This window comes from secondary endosymbiont of Heteropsylla cubana (genome assembly GCF_000287355.1).
GTDB lineage: Bacteria > Pseudomonadota > Gammaproteobacteria > Enterobacterales > Enterobacteriaceae.
The window spans coordinates 456,568-477,951 of record NC_018420.1 but is presented as its reverse complement, the minus strand read 5'-3'; the positions used below and the strand labels follow the sequence as shown (position 1 = coordinate 477,951).

At 28.0% G+C, this 21,384-nt stretch carries 10 protein-coding genes; 5 read left to right on the top strand and 5 right to left on the bottom strand.

Annotated features, from left to right (window positions below):
- Positions 1 to 1,431 precede the first annotated feature (1,431 nt).
- The 5 genes from aceE to rmuC all read left to right on the top strand — a co-directional run bounded on the left by aceE (position 1,432) and on the right by rmuC (position 14,216).
- Complete coding sequence (gene aceE, locus A35E_RS01190; RefSeq protein WP_014888854.1) at positions 1,432 to 4,098, top strand: pyruvate dehydrogenase (acetyl-transferring), homodimeric type; 2,667 nt, start codon at positions 1,432 to 1,434, stop codon at positions 4,096 to 4,098.
- A gap of 15 nt (positions 4,099 to 4,113) precedes the next feature.
- Positions 4,114 to 5,643: a 2-oxo acid dehydrogenase subunit E2 gene (locus A35E_RS01185; RefSeq protein WP_014888853.1), complete on the top strand. Its 1,530-nt coding sequence runs from the start codon at positions 4,114 to 4,116 to the stop codon at positions 5,641 to 5,643.
- A 249-nt stretch (positions 5,644 to 5,892) separates the two neighbouring features.
- Complete coding sequence (gene lpdA / locus A35E_RS01180; protein WP_014888852.1) at positions 5,893 to 7,317, top strand: dihydrolipoyl dehydrogenase; 1,425 nt, start codon at positions 5,893 to 5,895, stop codon at positions 7,315 to 7,317.
- 1,079 nt (positions 7,318 to 8,396) lie between these two features.
- On the top strand, positions 8,397 to 9,032 hold the full coding sequence (locus tag A35E_RS01175) for a lysoplasmalogenase (protein WP_014888851.1): 636 nt from the start codon (positions 8,397 to 8,399) through the stop codon (positions 9,030 to 9,032).
- A gap of 3,705 nt (positions 9,033 to 12,737) precedes the next feature.
- Positions 12,738 to 14,216 (top strand): DNA recombination protein RmuC, encoded by a 1,479-nt coding sequence (gene rmuC / locus A35E_RS01170; RefSeq protein ID WP_014888850.1) that lies wholly within the window; start codon positions 12,738 to 12,740, stop codon positions 14,214 to 14,216.
- A gap of 3,415 nt (positions 14,217 to 17,631) precedes the next feature.
- On the opposite strand, the gene folA is transcribed toward rmuC, so the two are convergent.
- The 5 genes from folA to rpsP all read right to left on the bottom strand — a co-directional run bounded on the left by folA (position 17,632) and on the right by rpsP (position 21,354).
- A complete protein-coding gene (folA, locus tag A35E_RS01165; protein WP_014888849.1) occupies positions 17,632 to 18,120 on the bottom strand; it encodes a type 3 dihydrofolate reductase in 489 nt (162 codons plus the stop codon).
- 1,218 nt (positions 18,121 to 19,338) lie between these two features.
- Positions 19,339 to 19,686: a 50S ribosomal protein L19 gene (rplS, locus tag A35E_RS01160; protein WP_014888848.1), complete on the bottom strand. Its 348-nt coding sequence runs from the start codon at positions 19,684 to 19,686 to the stop codon at positions 19,339 to 19,341.
- A 75-nt stretch (positions 19,687 to 19,761) separates the two neighbouring features.
- Positions 19,762 to 20,505, bottom strand: coding sequence for a tRNA (guanosine(37)-N1)-methyltransferase TrmD (gene trmD, locus A35E_RS01155; RefSeq protein WP_014888847.1), 744 nt, complete (start codon positions 20,503 to 20,505; stop codon positions 19,762 to 19,764).
- Positions 20,506 to 20,537: 32 nt separating this feature from the next.
- Entirely contained in the window at positions 20,538 to 21,086 is a 549-nt protein-coding gene (gene rimM, locus A35E_RS01150) for a ribosome maturation factor RimM (protein ID WP_014888846.1), read from the bottom strand.
- Positions 21,087 to 21,105: 19 nt separating this feature from the next.
- Positions 21,106 to 21,354: a 30S ribosomal protein S16 gene (gene rpsP / locus A35E_RS01145; protein WP_014888845.1), complete on the bottom strand. Its 249-nt coding sequence runs from the start codon at positions 21,352 to 21,354 to the stop codon at positions 21,106 to 21,108.
- Positions 21,355 to 21,384 lie beyond the last annotated feature (30 nt).

Sequence of the window (21,384 nt, the reverse complement as noted above, 5' to 3'; positions counted from 1 at the left end):
AATTTTTAGTTAATAAAATTTTTATGAATTTTAAAGTAATTACAATACATATTAATAAGTTATATTAATATTTAATGTTATTTTATTGTATAACTTTATATAAGTATATATTGAAATATTTTTTATTACAAAGATCTAATTTAAGTCATTTTTCTAGTTTATCTATATTAAAGCACAGACTGGCAATTTATTAAATATCACTATAACCATGAAAAATGTTTAAATCAATCAACTTATTTACTAATCTTATCCAAAAAGATAACTTTTTTAATAAATTTTTTATGATTTCAAATTATTTTGATTTTAATCAAACTGAATGGGAATAAAATTCAACCGCATTACTACATAAAAGAACATTTATGTAATGTAATTACATTATAATTATAATATAATTTTATACATATAACCTACTTCATTACTGATTAAATAATTTAAAATTAACACATAAATGTTAATTTATTATAAGAATATTTTTTAATAAAAATCAAATTCATATAATATTTTTATATTAAACTATAACTGAAAACTTTTGAAAAACATAACATTAATAAGCTACTGATATACTTATCATTATTTTCTAAAACATAAAAATTTAACAAACCTAAATTAGAAGAATCCTTTAATATCCTCGCATATAAAAATTCCAAAAAAAATGTTATTAATATAATTAATTATTACAAAATCATTACAATTAAGTGCTAAAATAGCATAAATGTTTTTGAAACAAAATCATAAAGTTGTTTTAACAAACAAGCTGCCAAGACGTTTAAAGATATTTACATTCATGATATATCACTTGCCCAAAAGTATCTAAACGTTCTTCGTATGAAACAAAGCTAAAATTTACTAAATTCGCAATATAGATTGATGATTGAAAAACAAAATTTTTTAAAATCTTATTAACCTTACATGTTACATAGAAATCCATCTTTACTAAATTTTTCTTGCTCACCATTCATGTTACAAACGCGTCATTAATTTTTATATCAGGTTATATACAAGTTTAAAAATAAAACTCTTTAATAGATTTTAAATATCTTAATTTCATGATTACTCAATCATATTAAAACAGCAGTAAAATTTATATCTAAATATCTCACTTAACAGACTCTTTTCTATTTTATGTTATAAAATGTATTCCATAAAATCATTAAAAAAGAATAAACTATACTAATGCGAGATGCTTAATGACATCTTAAAGATTCTGGTATTTGATTAACAATGGTAGATTTTACGTTCTTTCAAAAGCTATACCATAAAAAAAACACTTTCGTCAATCCTCTCCTAATACAGGAAATTTATAGTAACACAAACCAAACGCCTAGCAGTAAAAATCGAATACATTCACTATCTTCGTATTTTCTAGAGAAGTAGAAATAATAAGAAAAACGAAAATTATACTAATTTTTAAGACATATAAGGAATAGAACCATGTCAACATCATTTTACAATGACGTGGATCCGATAGAAACGCGCGATTGGCTCCAGGCAATCGAATCGGTTATCCGTGAAGAAGGTATGGAACGCGCCCACTTCTTGATTGATGAATTGCTAAAAAAAGTAAATCGAAGTGGGGTAAACATTCCTAATTATATCAATAAACAACAATACATCAATACCATTCCAGTTGAAGAAGAACCTGAATATCCTGGCGATTTAGAATTAGAATTCCGCATCCGTTCTGCAATTCGATGGAATGCAATGATGATTGTTTTAAATGCATCAAAGAAAAATTTGGATTTAGGCGGGCACATAGCGTCATTCCAATCATCTGCTACAATTTATGAGGTTTGCTTTAACCACTTCTTCCGAGCAAAAAACGATAAAGATGGCGGTGATCTTGTTTACTTTCAAGGTCATATTGCTCCTGGTATATACGCAAGAGCTTTTCTAGAAGGACGTTTAAGCGAAGAACAAATAAATAACTTCAGACAGGAAATAGACGGTAAAGGATTATCATCTTACCCACACCCAAAACTCATGCCAAAATTCTGGCAATTCCCAACAGTATCTATGGGCCTTGGCGCAATATCCGCTATTTATCAAGCAAAATTTTTAAAATATTTAGATCATCGAAATCTAAAAGATACTAATAATCAGACCGTTTATGCATTCTTAGGAGATGGTGAGATGGACGAACCTGAATCTAAGGGTGCCATAACTATCGCATCTCGAGAGAAATTAGATAACCTAGTATTTATCATCAATTGTAACCTACAGCGTCTAGATGGTCCCGTTGTAGGAAATGGAAAGATTATTAATGAGCTAGAAGATATTTTTAAAGGCGCAGGTTGGGAAGTCATTAAAGTTATCTGGGGAAGCCGATGGGATACACTTTTGGATAAAGATACTTCAGGAAAACTTGTTCAACTTATGAATGAAACTGTTGACGGCGATTATCAAACATTTAAATCAAAGAACGGCGCTTATATACGTGAACATTTCTTTAGTAAATATCCAGAAACAAATGCGCTTGTAAGCAATATGAGCGATGAAGATATTTGGGCTCTTAACCGTGGTGGACATGATTCTCAGAAAATTTATGCTGCTTTTGAAAAAGCAAAAAAAATTAAAAACAAGCCCGTAGTAATCTTAGCTCACACTATTAAAGGCTATGGTATGGGTTTAACTGCAGAAGCTATGAATGTTGCACATCAAGTAAAAAAAATAGATATAGAAGGACTACGCTATTTTCGTGATCGTTTTAACTTAAATATGATTGCTGATGAAAAAATAAAAACACTTCCCTACATCACTTTTCCTCAAGGTTCTCCAGAACATATCTATTTACATAACAAACGTAAAAATTTACTAGGTTATTTACCAAGTCGCTCAAAAAATTTTAGCATTCCAATGGATCTACCTACCTTAGAAGATTTTGCACCGTTACTACAAACACAGACAAAAGAGATCTCTACTACAATTGCATTTGTCCGAGCGCTGAATGTAATGCTAAAAAAGAAGGAACTTAAAAATCGCCTCGTCCCTATTATTGCTGATGAAGCCAGGACGTTCGGCATGGAGGGTCTTTTCCGCCAGTTAGGTATTTATAACCCGAATGGTCAACAATATACTCCACAAGATCGTGAACAAGTCGCTTATTATCGAGAAGATAAAAAAGGACAGATTCTTCAAGAAGGAATTAATGAACTAGGTGCAGCTTCTTCTTGGCTAGCAGCAGCCACCTCCTATAGCAGCAATGATTTTCCGATGATTCCGTTTTATATATATTATTCAATGTTCGGTTTTCAGCGTACAGGAGATCTATTTTGGGCAGCTGGAGACCAACAAGCTCGAGGTTTCTTAATTGGTGCTACCTCTGGCCGAACTACATTAAACGGGGAAGGCTTACAACATGAAGATGGTCACAGCCATATTCACTCGCTTACTATCCCTAACTGTATCTCCTACGATCCAGCTTATGCGTATGAAGTTGCAGTGATTATTCATAATGGCATACAAAGAATGTACGGGGATAAACCAGAAAACATCTATTATTATTTAACGACACTCAATGAAAATTATTCGATGCCGGCTATGCCACCTAATTCTGAATTAGGTATTGTTAAAGGAATATATAAATTAGAAACACTGAACTACTATACCAACAAAGTGCAATTAATGGGGTCAGGTGCCATGCTACGGCACGTAAGAGAAGCAGCTCAAATTCTTTTTAAAAACTATAATGTAAGCTCTGATGTTTATAGTGTAACCTCTTTCACTGAACTAGCACGTGATGGACAAGATTGCGAACGATGGAACATGCTCCATCCTAGCGAAACTCCACGCACACCATATGTAGCAACAATTCTTAATGATTCCCCTACCGTCGCGTCTACAGACTATATAAAACTCTTTGCTGAGCAAATACGAAATTTTGTCCCTACTAATAACTTCTACGTATTGGGAACCGATGGTTTTGGACGTTCAGATAGCCGAAAAAACTTACGTCATCACTTTGAAGTAGATTCAAGCTATGTGGTTGTCGCGGCATTACATGGTTTAGCTAAAAATGGAAATATTAACCATGATATAGTAATTCAGGCTATTAATGAATTCGGAATCGACATTAATAAACTCAACCCTCGTCTAGCATAAGAGAGAACCTAAATAATGGCTGTTGAAATTTATGTACCAGACATTGGTATAGATGAAGCGGAAGTCACTGAAATCCTAGTCAAGATAGGAGAGAAAATAGAATTAGAACAATCACTTATTATAGTTGAAGGCGATAAAGCATCGATGGAGCTGCCAGCACCATGTTCTGGGATAGTAAAAGAAATTAAAGTAGATATCGGTGATAAAGTGCACAAAGACTCACTTATGATGATATTCGAAAAGGAAACCAATAAGCACAATCAAATCTCAGATGAAATAATTTTTCAGGAAAAAAATCACACACCAGCTTCGAATCAATCCTGGATTAGCAAGAAAATTAACCTCCCACATATTGCAGACCATCAAGTCGAAATTTTCGAGATTAAAGTCAAAGTAGGCGATAAAATTGCGGCCTTACAGTCCCTAATAACTGTAAAAAACAATAATGAATTAATAGATATCCCTGCTCCGCTTAATGGAACAATAGAGGAAATTAAGATTAAGATAGGCGACCAAGTTTGGAGTGGTTCTCAAATTATGGCTGTTAAGGTGAAGAAAACTGAGATTGCTAATCCTATATTAGGATGCACAAATGAAGAAAGAAATATATTTTTTAAAAATGATTCCTATATACACGCCACACCACTCATTCGCCGTTTAGCGCGTAAGTTTGAAATAAATCTCACGCAAATCACAGGAACTGGAAAAAAAGGTCGAATTATACGTGAAGACTTGCATCATTATATTAAAAAAATAATTAAAAAAGAAAACAATCAACCTACGTTTTTAAATCGTCCCTTGTTTCCGGACCTCTTAGCTTGGCCTGAAGTTGACTTCAGTAAATTTGGAGATGTTGAAGAAGTAGAGATTGGTCGTATTAAAAAAATATCAGGTCGAAATCTACAACGTAATTGGACAATGATTCCCCATGTAACTCAATTTGATGAAGTTGACATTACTGATATGGAATCTTTTCGAAAACAGCAAAATATAGAGTTACAAAAAACGCTTACGATAAAAGTTACTCCACTTGTATTTATAATCAAAGCAGCTGCTGTAGCGCTAGAGCATTTTCCTCTCTTTAACAGTTCACTATCAACAGATGGACAAAAAATTCTGTTAAAAAAATATATTAATATCGGCATAGCAGTAGATACTCCAAACGGATTACTCGTGCCAGTGTTCTATCATGTAAATAAAAAAAGTATTTTGGAAATCACGCGAGAATTAATAACAATTTCAAAAAACGCTCGTTCTAATAAACTAACAAGGACAGATATGCAAGGTGGCTGTTTCACCATATCAAATCTTGGCGGTATTGGTGGAACTGCGTTTACTCCGATCATCAACGCACCAGAAGTGGCAATTCTTGGAATATCAAAAAGCGAAATAAAACCATTATGGAATGGTAAAGAATTTATAGCGCGCTTAATTTTACCGCTATCTCTATCTTATGATCATCGGGTTATCGATGGGGTCGAGGCTGCACATTTTATCAAATTTATTAATAAAATATTATCTGATATTCGCAGGTTAATATTATAATTTCAAAGTAAAGCAATAACTTTAGATCCCCCGTTTCAATATTAGTACCGTAAAAATAAGCTTGTTCTCAAAGAGCAAACAACCTTGATAAGTAACCTACATTAATAAACTTTTTTAATTTTTATATAAATTAATATTTTAAATGTTACTTACAATAAAACGGTTAGAAAAAATAATACTCTTTCATTAAAACACACCAAATTAGATAGACAGTTAAATTATCGAATAATCAACTAAGAGGTTATGTTTATGCCCGAAAAGATAAACACTCAAGTAGTAGTCGTAGGATCTGGTCCTGGAGGATATTCCGCAGCATTCCGCTGCGCAGATCTAGGCTTAAAAACTGCAATAATAGAACGTTATTCCGATTTAGGTGGAGTATGTTTAAACGTAGGCTGTATCCCTTCAAAAACATTGTTGCATATCGCAAAAGTAATTACTGAAACTAAAACATTAAACGAAAAGGGTATTTTTTTAAAAACCCCAAACGTCGATATCAACAACGTACGAAACTGGAAAGAAAAAGTAGTTAATCAACTAACTAATGGTCTAAAAACACTAGCAAAAACACGTAATATCCATATAATACATGGTTATGGTAAATTTACTAGCCCTAATACGATTGATGTAACAAGCGAAGAAAACACTACTACCGTTATTTTTGAACAAGCGATCATCGCAGCGGGATCGCATCCAATGCAACTATCTTGTATCCGAGACAATTCTTCTTCACGCATATGGAACTCTACAGATGCACTTAGTATCAAATCAATACCTAACCGATTATTAGTTATGGGAGGGGGCGTTGTCGGGCTGGAAATGGCTACTGTTTACCAATCTTTAGGTACAAAAGTTGATATAGTGGAAATGTTTGATCAAGTTATTCCTGCAGTGGATTCAGATATCGCTAAAATATTTACTAACCAAATCACTTCCTATTTCAATCTGATGCTGGAAACAAAAGTTAACACAGTAGACGATAGAAGCGACGGTGTATATGTTAAAATGGAAGGAAAAAATGCACCTTTAGCAATCCAACGTTATGATGCTATTCTAGTAGCTATCGGTCGTGTACCAAATGGTCATCTACTTAACGTTATACAAACTGGAATAGAAGTGGATAACAATGGTTTTATTCCCGTAGATAAGCAAATGCGTACTACTGTTCCACACATTTATGCTATTGGCGACATTGTTGGACATCCTATGTTAGCACACAAAGCAAGTTATGAAGGTCATATAGCAGCCGAAGCTATTGCCGGTGAAAAACATTATTTTGATCCAAAATTAATTCCGTCAATTGCTTACACTTATCCTGAAGTTGGGTGGGTTGGGATAACAGAAAAAGAAGCAAAACAGAAAGGAATTAATTATGAGAGCTCCATTTTTCCATGGAAGGCGTCTGGGCGTGCTATGGCATCTGACTCCTATAACGGAATCACGAAACTTCTTTTTGATTCTAAAAATCATAAGCTTATTGGAGGTGCTGTAGTTGGAGTCAATGGTGGAGAACTACTAGGAGAAATTAGTTTAGCTATCGAAATGGGTTGCGAAGCAGAGGATATTGCGCTCACAATTCATGCACATCCTACACTATATGAGTCTATAGGTCGAGCAGCAGAAATATACGCAGGAACTATTACTGATTTAACAAATTCAAAAATAAAGGTATAAAATCTAAAAAATATCCGAAAAAATTTTTTATAAATACTGTTGTAAATATATGCGGCGCTTACTACCCGCCGCTATTTAAATATATAAACATCGAAAATGTAATTTTATCAATTTAAAAAAAAGATAATGGTGATTATTTTCTGTAGAATATTACATTATGATAAATAAGTTACCTCCATTAAAGCAAAAAAAAAACAAAATAATCAATTATTTTATGATACATCATCATATCAATTAAAAATAATTTTTAACAGAAAATGCTTATACAATATAATAAACTTACCATTTGTAATGAAAAACGACCTTAACGGATTTATTGAATGATAACGCATCTATTTAGTTTTCCTTTTAAGAATCATAAAATTTTATAGACCCTGACCCAGAAGAAAAAATATATTCAAAAATAGGTTTAACATTCAAAAATAAATATAAAAACAATTGTTATAAAAAAATAAAAATATATTAAACAAAGCACTATAATTAATATATTTATATAAAAATCTTGTTATATTGTATTTTCTATAAGATTATACTAACATTGAAGTGTTATATGTGGCATTTACTTAAAATAACCGAAAATTTGAAATCATTTTCTGATCAAAGATTAATCAAAAATTATCTATCATATTGCTCTAATAATACTAGAAAAGTAAAATTATCTTTATTATATATATAAAAATACAATAATGTTAATGAAATAAGGCTTTCCAAAATAAATGCTGCGTTAAAAGAATGATATTGAAAATATATTAAACTAAAAAAGTAATTTCTATAAATTTAGCATTAAGAAAATACAATCAATTTATTTATACTTTAAAATCCTTATTAACAAATTAGTAATTTTTTTTAGATTAAAAACTTTTAAAAAAACACAAAAAATAAATCCATAATATAGCGCATATTATCTCTTTAAATCGGTATGCGATATAAGCAAAAAAAAAGTAAATATTAACATATTGCTAACAGAATGATCTCTTAATTTTCATTTATCAAATAATTCTTAATCAAATACAGAAATCCCTTTTGTGTAATAAAAATATTTACCCCCCCCCAACAATACACTTCATAAAGGAAGTAATATGCTTTGGGCCTTTATAGCAATAATGTTCTCAGGATGGCTTTATGTTGACGCGTCGTACCGTGGACCGCTTTGGCAATTATGGTTATTTCAAAGCATAACATTTTTACTTCTTATCACCCTTACTTGGAAGGCTCTCGAAAAACATACCACACCTATTGGTTATTTTGTTCTTCTTGGTCTTCTTGCAACGTTTTTTGGTAGCATATTGCTTATCTTGTCTAGAAAACAACTAATTTATGCCATGCATTCTTTTTTCTTCAGCTATGTATTCTACATTATAGGATTTTTTCAATACATGCTTTTAGAAAACTTCTGGCTCTTAACCTTAATGTTTTTTTCTTCTGGCATCTTATTAATGATGTATTCTTGGATGGGGTTAGATAAATTGTTAAAACAGCCGATATTTATCGGTATCATTGTTAGTATTCTGATGGTATGGATTGCAGGAGAACAATACTACCAACACCATACTAACTATCACTTTTCTATTCTAGTGGGAAGTGTGTTACTTTTTATTAAAACTGCTATTTTAGCAATTAGTTATTATTGGTATCCATGCAATGTCATTAGAGCAATGTTTTCTGCTTTTTCCTTTTTAGGGCATTTCTTAATAGTCAGATCACTATATCTTTAACATTTTAATGGATATATTCTAAAATAACATAAAAATAACAAATTTTCTTTATCAGTAAATGTGTTACATCATGTGTATTATTTTAATAACATTATTTTTTATAAATTTAACATTGAATCAATATACAATATTATTTAATAAGCAGGTCATTTAATATCGGATGTATTTTAAAAAGAAGCGTTTTTTAAATAGAAACTGTAAATACTATTTGTTTTATGTATGTTTGCTTACCTCAATAATATATTTCAATTTTTAAAAATCTAATATTATTTCTATACCCCAAATCTATTTTATATCCCAATTTACTTAATAAAAATAAAATTTTATCTATAATTTTATTGGAAATAATATATGTTAAAGTTTTTTAAATAAATTAGTTAAAAATGGTCACAGTTACTGATAAATTTTATTGCACAGAATAAAAAAACTGTATACCAATTTTAAGATAAAGAACCCATCTTCAGAAATCGCTTACTGGATAATATGGTAATGAATTATGTATGTATGAACCTACGCAAGACTACATATACTACTACCTATAACAATATAGAATAGAGATAAAAATAACTATGAGAATCTTTACTCCTCTTATATTTCAATGCACCTTTTTATCAAAAAAAATCTTTATTTTTTTATTTTAACTCCAGTTATCTATAACTTATTAAAGTACTTTAAGATTCATTGATATATTATCGCTCGATGATTTCTTGTCCAAGAATTCTGAATGATTTTTATGGGAAATCCTATTAAATTAAAAAAATAAAATCAACATACTATATCAACGCATAAAAACAGTTACATACACATTTTATTTGTATAGCAATAGATTTCTATTTAAAGAATCAAAGACACTATTTTAGTGTCTTAAATATTTTTTTCTTAAACAACCAGTTAATTTATATAAAAATATATTAATAATACTATCATTAGTTAATAACTAATTCATTACTAAATTAGTTTTTTATTTTTTTATAATATTCTTGCATAGAATTTATCCTAAAAATAAAATTATATTTTTCCGATAAAGAAATTTTGTTCTAAACAAGTAAATAAAAAAATAAAAAAACACTATACTACGTTACCAAATACCTTTAATAATTAATAAAAACTTTACTAGTTTTATGAAAAAACACTTTTTGCAACTTGTTATCTAAAAATAAATTTTATTTATTCTACTTTACTCTTTGGTAGATTTCTCAAAAATTTTAAAAAAAGAATCAATAAATCAGTAAAAATATCACAAATTAACATCAATATACTTAAAAACATTACGTATGGTTATATAACTAATTAGATGACATGTAGATAAAGCACAGGAAAATAGTAAGTGGAATGGAATCATTCTGTTAGATAAGAAATTTTATTCTACATCACATTGATAAAAATATTCATTTATACATTAATTTATGTTAATAAATTATTTTTCACTTAAGAAAAGAGACCCTCTAAACCCTTATAATTTTAATAAATTAACACACTCAAAACTATTATTATGTTAATTCGATGTTGCTTAGAATCAATTCAACTTTTCATATTCTTGTTTAAGAAATAAAGAAATTTATAACCATAAAGGTTACGCTAAGAAGATAAAAAAACTAACGATTATCTTCTCTTCCAATTAGAACGAGAATTTTCCGATAATAAAAATGTTTTAAATTTATATAAGGTTATCACAGCAAGTAGATAAATTTATAATAATTATATTATCTATCAAATAGAAATTTGATCATTTTGTAATGAGAAGCTTGCTGCTCATATAAACATCTTTATTAAAAATGCTATATTCTAATCAAGATATTCATCTTATCATTTTAAAAAAACATATTTTAATTTAACATCAACATGATCTAAACACCATTAATTTTAAACAAATCTTAAAAAAAACAAAAAAGAAAAATGCTTCTGCAATACGAATCTACATACCACCTATATGTCTATTTGTATAAATAGGATCAAACTTTTATTGGTTGAATAGTTAATATAAATATGAAAATAAAACTTTTTTATTGAGAAAATACTCTATATTCTTAATAGATAATTTTTTTTCAAAAAAACTTCGAATTAATTATTTAATGTCAAGATTTTTATTAAAAAATTAGTATAAAAATATAATTTCTCGGTTAAAAAAAATAACCTGCAAAAAAAATAAACTAAAAACTTTAAAATCTATATTTTATTTTAAAAGGTCATGTTATTTAATATATTTTTTATTAACCTAAATTTAGCCTGTTGTCAGTTTTTTACTAAAAGTTATAATTTACACATGAAAAAAACAGTTTTCATTAACATCATCTTTATTAAAAAGAAATGCATTCTGTTTTCTATTAATATATTTTACTTATTATAACAATTTTAACTTAATAGCTTAATTAGATCTATTTTTTTTCTTTTTATTAGCATACTGTATTCATCTGAATGTTATTGATGTTATTTACCCACCTAACACTCACAGAGTTATCTAAGCACAGAAATTTATTAAAAAAAAACAAAGATCTGATCATATATTTTAAAACTATTAATAAAAATTAATGTCAAAATTTTATTCATTAACTGTTTTGATATAAATTCGTCTATCTTTCCGTCTTCTAAAAGGAAATTTAGTTACGATGTATATTCATACAATCATGTTGCAACCTTTTCGGGTGCTTTCCTATAAACTTATTTTATATTATTAACAAAGGTATTTTTTTTTGTTTTGATGTGAGCTATTTTAGTTTATTATTAAATCCTCTATAGGTATATTGATAACTTTTAGTAAGTTGAAAAATCATAAGAAAACATCCCAGATATTTATCAAAAATTATAACTGTATACTCACGAAAAAAAGATTATTAAGAGAGATAAACATTTTTATAAAAATTCAAAAAAAATAGCGTTTTAAATTTATTAATTTATTATAGTTTTTACTAAATAATATCTAATATGCACTAGTTAATTTTTATGAAATCTTTATTATATAATAATCGACTATTTCCTATAAAACTTAAACTGTGAACAGTCTGTTTATTTGATTTATAAAATTCTATTTTTATATCTAGAATTTTTCCTAATATAAATGTATTAAATCTCTACTTCTGTATTTAAAGTACATTGTATAAGATTAATTTACTCACACTAATTTTGTCAATCTGTAATAAAATTAACAATAAAATATTAAATATATTTAATATTACATAGAATTTAAATCAATTTATATAACTATAGTATTATGTACATTTAAAAAAATCAATTTCTGCTAGTTAACCAGTATATCATTTATTTTTAACAGAAAAAATCTAATATTAATAACATTAGTCTTAATTTGTATAATATAAAAACATCAAACAATAAGTATAATAAGTCTAGATAGAAAAAAATAACAAAAAGTGAAAATAGTAACCCTCCACCTAATGACATAGCTGATTAGTGGTCAAATTACGTATTTTTTGATACGTAAACTATTTATTTGATTAAATAAAAACATTTTTATATATAAAAAATCATTAAAATTTAATAATAACATCCTTAGTTAAACATAAAAACCCAGTTTATAATAAACTGACCCTAAACTTTTATATCATAATGTCTCAATCTCAAAAAAACTAAAGATATAATATAATCTTTTATCTACTCAACTATAAAATCACTAATACCTAATAAGGTAAGATTAAAGATAATGCATTTCATTATTTATATTATTAACAATATTATTTAACCAGAGGTGATATGAGCTATAGTGTCTTTTTCTATATCATTGGCCCAATTATTGGTATAAGTTTTGGTTGGTGTATTTCCAAAGTTTTCTTGCATAAGCGAAATATGGTAAATACAGTAACACGAATAAGTCTCGAAAAGAGACTACAAGAAACAAATGAAGCTCTAATTGAGGAAAAAAATATTCGGAAACAAACTGAAATTATGCTCCGCGACAGCGAGTGTGAACAACATCGTTTATTTGGAAAATTAGCAAGCGCCGAGGAACAGTTAACATCGATATCTTGTTTGCAAGAAAAATGTAAAACGCTAAATCAAGCCCTACTAGAGCAAAAGAAAATTAATGACATCCGGACAATAGAATTATGTAAACTTTCTATTCGCTTGGAAGAAAACAAAAAATCATCAGAAGAGAAACAACGCTTATTAACAAATAACGAACAACGTTTATCAGTACAGTTTGAAAATTTAAGCAACCGCATATTTTCAGATGCCGGACGTAAGATAGACGAACAAAATCGGCAAAGTCTTAACTGCCTTCTAATACCTCTACGAGAAAAACTAGAGGGATTCTATCGCCAAGTAGAAGATAATTTTGGAAAAGAATCACATGAGCGCCATATTTTAACCCAAGAAATTCGTAATTTACAACAACTTAATTCTCAAATAGCTCAAGAAGCAATCAATCTCAGTCGTGCACTAAAAGGAAATAACAAGATACAAGGAAATTGGGGGGAAGTAGTACTCCAACGTGTATTAGAAACATCAGGATTACGTGAAAATCATGAATTTGAAACACAGATAAGCATACAGCAAAACGATGGGCGACGCCTACAACCTGATGTAATCGTACGACTACCTCAAGAAAAGGATGTGATTATTGATGCTAAAGTATCATTAGTAGCCTACGAACGCTACTTCAACAGCGAGAATGATCATGAGCGTCAATTAGCTCTTAACGAACATATCAATTCGATACGGACGCATATAAAATTTCTTGGTAATAAAAATTATCAAAACTTACCAGGATTGCGTTTATTAGATTACATCTTGTTATTTATTCCAATAGAGCCAGCTTTTATTCTAGCTATTAGCCAGCAACCAGACCTAATTAGCGAAGCACTATTGCACAATATTATTTTAGTTAGTCCAACTACATTATTGGTTGCATTGCGAACCATTAATAATCTTTGGCGTTACGAATATCAAAGCAAAAACGCACAACATATAGCCGACCGAGCAACACGTCTATATGATAAGTTACGTCTTTTTATTGACGACATCCATGCTATCGGTCAAAGCCTTGATAAAGCAAAAAATAGTTATCAACTAGCAAAAAATAAATTATATGAAGGACGTGGTAATATTATTAGTCAAGCAGAAAGATTTCGAGCTTTAGGAATAAAAGTCAAACGACCTATTATCACCCCTCAATCAGACATTCCTCACTCTTTTGCTGAAAATGTCGATGTCACCCTTCAAGCGGAATAAATACCTTGATGTAACAAAAATTTTCTAACAAAAAAGTAAGAAAATATGATAAATTAAAAAGAACAAGTAAATATATAGTCGAATTTTTCTTAAAAAGATAAAGTCTTAATTTTTTCACAAAAATTAAGGTGCCGCAATAACACCATTATGAATAATTTTTTATACTTATTTAATACCGATTAAAAATATAATTTTACCAACTTATTCAATTATGAGAAGTAATTCTTGTATAACTCGACAAGTAAATAAATAAAATGTGGTTAATAACAAACCTGTTTCGCTCCTTTATAATTAAATAGAATTTGATGAATAAAATGCACGTATTTAGGATTCATCGGATGTAACATGTCTTTTTGCTCAATTCATAACTCTAAAATAAGCAAAAATTTCAACGACTTATTGATAAGAACGAATAACTCGTATTCCTAGGTATAAACAATTTTATACTAAAAAATAAGATGTAAAAAAATTACTTAATAAAGGAGTGTTTTTTTAAAAGAGATTTCCTTATTTAAAAATAAGATTCAAACAGAACCATTTACATATCATATTTATCAATAATGTATTATTATTGTATTTAAATTACAAAAGTATAATAATAAAAAAAGAGAATAACATTAACATCAACATCCTGGTCCCAATCTCTAAAATTCGAAACAACCGGCATTTTTTAAAGTTCCTGCTCTAAATTGCAATAAATGAAAAAATTTTTAATTTTTCATTTGCTTAAATTCTACTATACATTCATAAATTAATAATTAAGTCAATAACACTGAATTTTTAGTTCTATAACACCGAATATTTTAATATAACCAGCTTTGTCATTACACTTAATCTAGAGGAAACACATAAATTTTACTTAAAAATATCACCGTTTGTTGATAACATTATCACCGTTAATCTAAACAATTTTAGAAATAAACCTTATATGATAACCCACTTTTGATCTTACAATGTTTTTTTATTTTATCGACTCATCTAATAGGTGAATTTTTTCATTTTAAATTAGAAGAGTAAAAAATTCTCATTATCCCCGTTTGTGGATAATATAAAATAAATATATTTTTAATCCCGAATATAATTCACTTAATTGCATACGATATTTATCGTAAAACATATTACTAAATCTAATAAAATAAATTTAAAGTTATAGGGTCAAACAAAGTATATTAATTAATATATATTAAGAATATGATTTTTATTATCATTTAAAAGTTAATTTATTAATATACTCAAATTGATTACAAAGACTATAGAAAAAAAACTTCTTTCTTACTGGCGTAGGAGACCCTAATCTAAACGACTCACTAAAATACTTCTACCTCAATTAACTTGAAACGTTCTTATCATGATGAATTAAAAAAAATCAACCATACAAACAAATAGAAAAATGACTGACTTTAAGCTAAAAAATCGCATAAAATACTTTTTAAAAAAATTATTAGAATAATTAGTAAAAAACATTTTCCACTCAATTAAAAATTATAATTATAGTGTATAATACATCTACACTCTTACCTATAGTATTTTCTTGCTATTGTTCAACATGATTATATTAAAATTTCAAGAAAAGTAATTACTTTTTCTCCTTACGGGAAATTTTCTATACACATATTTAAATAAATATTCTTTTAGCTTTACAAAAAAAACTAAAATCAATTTTAATCGAATTAAACCCGAGGCTTTCCACTTAACACAATCTGTTGCCATGAGAGATAATCGAATACTTAAGATCCCATGAAACCGAATTCAACTTTTTATAGACAATCTACAATAAAAATATATTAAGTATTCGATAAAAAATTAAAAACCCGATGCAGAGAGTTTTTAAAAAAAGTTTCTAATTTCATAGCTTTAATTATTTGTTTCTAATGGAGTTATCTTAACAAATGACTAATTTATTACAATTGTTCTAAAGCAGATATTTTATAAATTAAAGATTACATTTATACATTATCTTAATAACTGGATTTTTAATCTAATTCAAGATAGTTATAGTCTATTTATTAAATAATATGAAAAATTTCTATTAATTGAGCTACATTAATAATATAAAAAAAAACAAATGATACGCAAGATTTCAACATGATTTTAAATCCAATCTAATTATAAAAAATTCCTGAACTGCAACAAAATTATTTCAGCAAAAACATTAAATTCAAAGAAACTGTACATATAACTATTAATTATATTTTTATATTAAATAAAATTAAAGCTTAATACAGAACTATTAGCTAAAAATTTGAATACATCTCTTCTATATCCAAATTTACTTTATACTTTTCATATGAACTTTTATCCTGAAAACATTTTTTAATTTTTTCACCTTCACTAAAATCTTAAAATTTATCAAAAATTAACTGTTAAATTTAAAAATATCTAAACAAGGAAAATAGAAGTTATTTATAAAAAAATCTATCGATTTTCAAATAAAATTACCTCAAAATATACAGAGCCAAATATATATTTCATCTAAAATTTATCGGATATGAATATTGATAATTATGATTTTTTTCTACTTAAATCGCCTGAAAACCCATTTTTAAAATAGCCACCATAAAAATAAATATTTTTTTGATTATATCACATTAAATCAATTTAAAATATTTTGTAATTTAACATGGAAATATTAATTTCTCATTACTATTACTTATAAAATACTTTATGTTAAATAGATTGGATATTAATTGTATTAATAAATTGAATTTATAAAAAAATAACTATATCTTTTTTAAAAAACATAGATCAAAAAAAGTTATATAGACCTATCAAACATATTACATGAATACAAAATAAGCGCATCCTGATAGAAAAAACTTCTACATCTACCCTTATTTATTTAAATAAATTCATTTAGCATTAAGCGAGAAGTAAAGATCTCAATAGATGTAAGGTAGAATATCCGCATCTTACACTTCTTATTTTTACAGTTTTAATAATACGTACATCTAAATATCAAAATTAACAACATGCTTATTAGAACTTTTTATTATTAGTTAAATTATTATATAGAAATACAGTTGTTAAAGAGCACATATATTTATTTTTTTATAAAATTAGATATTAATCTCTTAAATTACTTTTACTATATCGTAATCACGATTACATATCATATTATATATGAATACTTTTTACAAAACTGTTACATCTTGTTTGAATTATTTTTTTTATAATTATAATAAACATTTCTAAATCTATAGTTGTTTAAAACAAGGAATTATTAAAATTTAACATTTACTTTAAATAAAAAATTTATAATTTTATTATATTTTACAAGTATTAACAATGTTTTAGAATAAAACTGCTATCTACTCAATAAAAAATTATGCTCTTTTTTAAAATTAAAATAACAAAATTATCTGTTTAAGATTTTTACCTATTTTAATATAAAAATAACGGTAGAACACAGTTATGATTAAAGATCTCGCTCTAAAATTTCAAAACAATAATTATAAATGTTTTTAGAATCTTTTTTATGGTATGAAATAAAAGTAGAAAACCATGAACCATGAATTTCATAATCAGGAAACCAAGTATCACCCTCTAAAGAAGCATCTATATAAGTCAAATAAAGACGAGTAGCCCAATTAAGAAACGTTTCATAAACCTTACCCCCACCGATCACCATCACTGCATCAACCTTACCTGCTTCTAACAATGCTTGTTCTGGAAAAGAAGCCCAAGTTACCGAACTATTATTATCTGGTTGATCACTTAAGACTATATTTTTTCTTTCTGGAAGAACGCTCCCAATAGATTCAAAAGTTTTTCTCCCCATAATCACCGGCTTATTAAGCGTTCTACATCTAAACCAAGCTAAATCCGCTGAAAGATTAAAAGGTATAGTATTTTTTACTCCAATAACACGATCTCGTGCTAGCGCAGCAATCAAACCAACAATCATTAAATACCTCATATCAAACTATAATATCCATTATACTCAAAACATTCCTTAAAAGCGCGCTCTCTGTTATTGCGACATAAAAATACTAAAAAAACAAATTTAAAATAATATCAATATTTAACTAAAATAAGTTAACAACAAAATACATTAATAAATTCAAACAAATCTTGAAACAGATTCGAGTAACTCCAGTCAGGATCTTAATTAAGATCAGTATTTTTTTATAAAATAAAAGAGACCCTTATTATCGATTTTTATAAAAAAATAATAAAGTTTTATGTAGACTTCAATCGAACCTATGCAATAATATTAGTATTAGAAACTAATTAATAAATAAACGAGTTTAACAATCTAAAAAATTTATTGAATAAAAATAAATCTCGAATCATATATAAATAAATATAAAGTATTTTATCCAAAAAAAAAATAAAAAGTATAATGTAATTATTAATAAACGACGGAAAATAATATAAAAATGTATGCCATCAGCATTATAAAAGATAAGTCTATATTGTCTAATTAACTTTAACTAATCATGTGAACGCCAGGCTCCTATTTAATTTAACAAATTATTTTCATCAATATTTAGACAAGATTATTAGTAACATTAAAGGCAATCTTGATTTGTCTTGTTTATAATCCAGTAAAAAGAAAAGGATTTCCTACTCTTTATTAATGAGAGCGTAATATTAATTAGATATTAATCGTTTAATTATAAAAAAAATCTATCACAACATACATACTCTATCTAAATTAAGTACAATTTATTCAGAGTGACATATTGCTTTACAAAAAAAAGTTAAGCATATTGAATTAAATTTATATTTAACAGGAATTTACCCATTAAGATAAGAACATTATACTAATTTTTTTTAAAACTACTCTATTTATAAAATATAACTTCACATAAATTAAAATCTATTGATGACACCACATTATTATAAAGATCATCTCCAAAAAAAAGATGACCTTTATTCGAAAATAAAACCTTACCACTTAAAAGATAATTGAATTTAATTTCGCAATTTTTCTAAAGATCAGTATATAAAAACCCTATTGCTATAACGCTTACTAACAATAAATAATATATTATGTCAAGTTGTTAATATAAAAAAATGATTAAATAACTTGTTTAAAAATAGGGTTAAGAAAACAAGCCTAACCCTTTTAAAGGAGTGTGGATTAAGAAATGGTTATTATAAAAAATGTCTAAAACTCTTAATTAAGACGCTCTTTAATGCGTGCCGCTTTTCCAGTACGTTCACGTAGGTAGTACAATTTCGCCTGACGAACCGCACCACAACGTTTTATCTTAATACTCTCAACGAGCGGAGAGTGTGTCTGAAACACCCGCTCTACACCTTCACCGTTAGACATCTTACGAAGAGTAAATGCAGAATTTAATCCACGATTACGAATAGCGATAACTACCCCCTCAAATGCCTGAAGACGTTTTTTGTTACCTTCAACAACCCATACCTTAACTTCTACAGAATCACCTGGGCGAAAACCCGGGATGTTTATTTTCATCTGCTCTTTCTCAATCTGTTGAATTATTCTACTCATAATTTTATTTATTATCCGAGGTAAACTATCAGTTCAAGTTAACATTTATTAACTAATTCTATTTAATCACTATAATTATTCATTCTGATACTCCCCCTGAAACTCAGTTAATAAGGTTATTTGCTCTTTCGTTAATATTAGACTTTTAAGCAATTCTGGCCTTCTTAACCAAGTACGCCCTAAAGATTGTTTCATACGCCAAAAACGAATCTTTTTATGATCGCCGGATAGAAGAATTCTAGGAACCTCAATGTTGGAAAAAACACCGGGTCGAGTATAGTGTGGACAATCTAATAATCCTTTACTAAACGAATCTTCCGATGAAGAATCGTTATTACCTAATACTCCTGAAATTAGTCGAGATATTGAATCAATTAAAACCATTGCTGCCAACTCACCACCACTAAGAATATAATCACCAATCGACCATTCTTCGTTAATCTCTGTAGTAATTAAACGCTCATCAATACCTTTATAACGTCCGCAAACCAAAATCATTTTCGAATTAGAAGCTAACTTAGCTACACCTTCCTGGTCGAGTTTACGTCCTTGAGGAGACAAATAAATTACCTTTATTCCTTTCCCTGCTATATTTTTTGCTTCATGAATCGCATCTCGTAATGGCTGAAACATCATAATCATACCAGAACCACCCCCATAAGGGTGATCATCTACCACACGATACTTATTTAGAGCAAAATCCCGTGGATTCCAAAACTCTAAAACTAACAAACTATTTTTTACTGCGCGACCAGTTATTCCGTAATCGGTAATAGCACGGAACATCTCAGGGAACAAACTGATAATCCCAATCCACATTCTAACCCTCCTATGTCTATAACATTTATAGATTAAACATTAAAATTCCATTCAACATTAATAATTTTCTTGTTAAGATCAATACTCTTAATTACCTTATTAGGTAGGAATGGAATTAATTGCTTCTGCATACTAAAAACATCTTTTAAGTTATCTTGTACTACTAAAACATCATTCGATCCTGTTTCTATGATAGAAACCACCTTACCTAATTGATTTCCGAGTAAATTTATAACTTGACAACCAAGAAGATCATTCCAGTAATATTCACCTTTATCTAAAACAGGTAGATTCGAAGAATCAATGATAATTTTATAGTTAGTTAACATTCTAGCCGCATCTCTATCATCAATGTTTTTAACTTTAACTATAAAGCCTTGATTATGATGTTTCCAGTTTTCTAAATTCATCACGTGACAAAAATTTGATTTTTGAAGAATCCAAGGTTGATAATCAAAGATACTTATGTCTTTTTCGGTAAAAGAAAAGACTCGAATCCACCCATTAATTCCATAAGCTGACCCTGTTTTTCCTATGGTGACTTGCTTAGGTGGGGACGATACATAAAGTTTCTTACTCATTTATTCCCACCAACAAAAATTACACTCTTTTCTTTGACTCTTTAATTAAAGTTGCAACACGTTTAGAAATATTTGCACCTTGCATAAGCCAATACTGAAGTCGATTAAGCTTAAAACTTATACCTGGAGCTTGACCCATTGCGATTGGGTTAAAAAAACCAATACGTTCAATAAAACGACCATCGCGTGCATTACGACTATCGGTTACAACTATTTGATAAAATGGCCGTTTTTTTGCTCCACCGCGCGCTAAACGAATTTTTACCATAAAACCCTCATTAGTTCATAAAAAACCGGA

Coding starts and splice junctions, on each gene's coding strand:
- aceE (WP_014888854.1), top strand. CDS start 1,432: ATGTCAACATCATTTTACAATGACGTGGATCCGATAGAAACGCGCGAT.
- A35E_RS01185 (WP_014888853.1), top strand. CDS start 4,114: ATGGCTGTTGAAATTTATGTACCAGACATTGGTATAGATGAAGCGGAA.
- lpdA (WP_014888852.1), top strand. CDS start 5,893: ATGCCCGAAAAGATAAACACTCAAGTAGTAGTCGTAGGATCTGGTCCT.
- A35E_RS01175 (WP_014888851.1), top strand. CDS start 8,397: ATGCTTTGGGCCTTTATAGCAATAATGTTCTCAGGATGGCTTTATGTT.
- rmuC (WP_014888850.1), top strand. CDS start 12,738: ATGAGCTATAGTGTCTTTTTCTATATCATTGGCCCAATTATTGGTATA.
- folA (WP_014888849.1), bottom strand. CDS start 18,120: ATGATTGTTGGTTTGATTGCTGCGCTAGCACGAGATCGTGTTATTGGA.
- rplS (WP_014888848.1), bottom strand. CDS start 19,686: ATGAGTAGAATAATTCAACAGATTGAGAAAGAGCAGATGAAAATAAAC.
- trmD (WP_014888847.1), bottom strand. CDS start 20,505: ATGTGGATTGGGATTATCAGTTTGTTCCCTGAGATGTTCCGTGCTATT.
- rimM (WP_014888846.1), bottom strand. CDS start 21,086: ATGAGTAAGAAACTTTATGTATCGTCCCCACCTAAGCAAGTCACCATA.
- rpsP (WP_014888845.1), bottom strand. CDS start 21,354: ATGGTAAAAATTCGTTTAGCGCGCGGTGGAGCAAAAAAACGGCCATTT.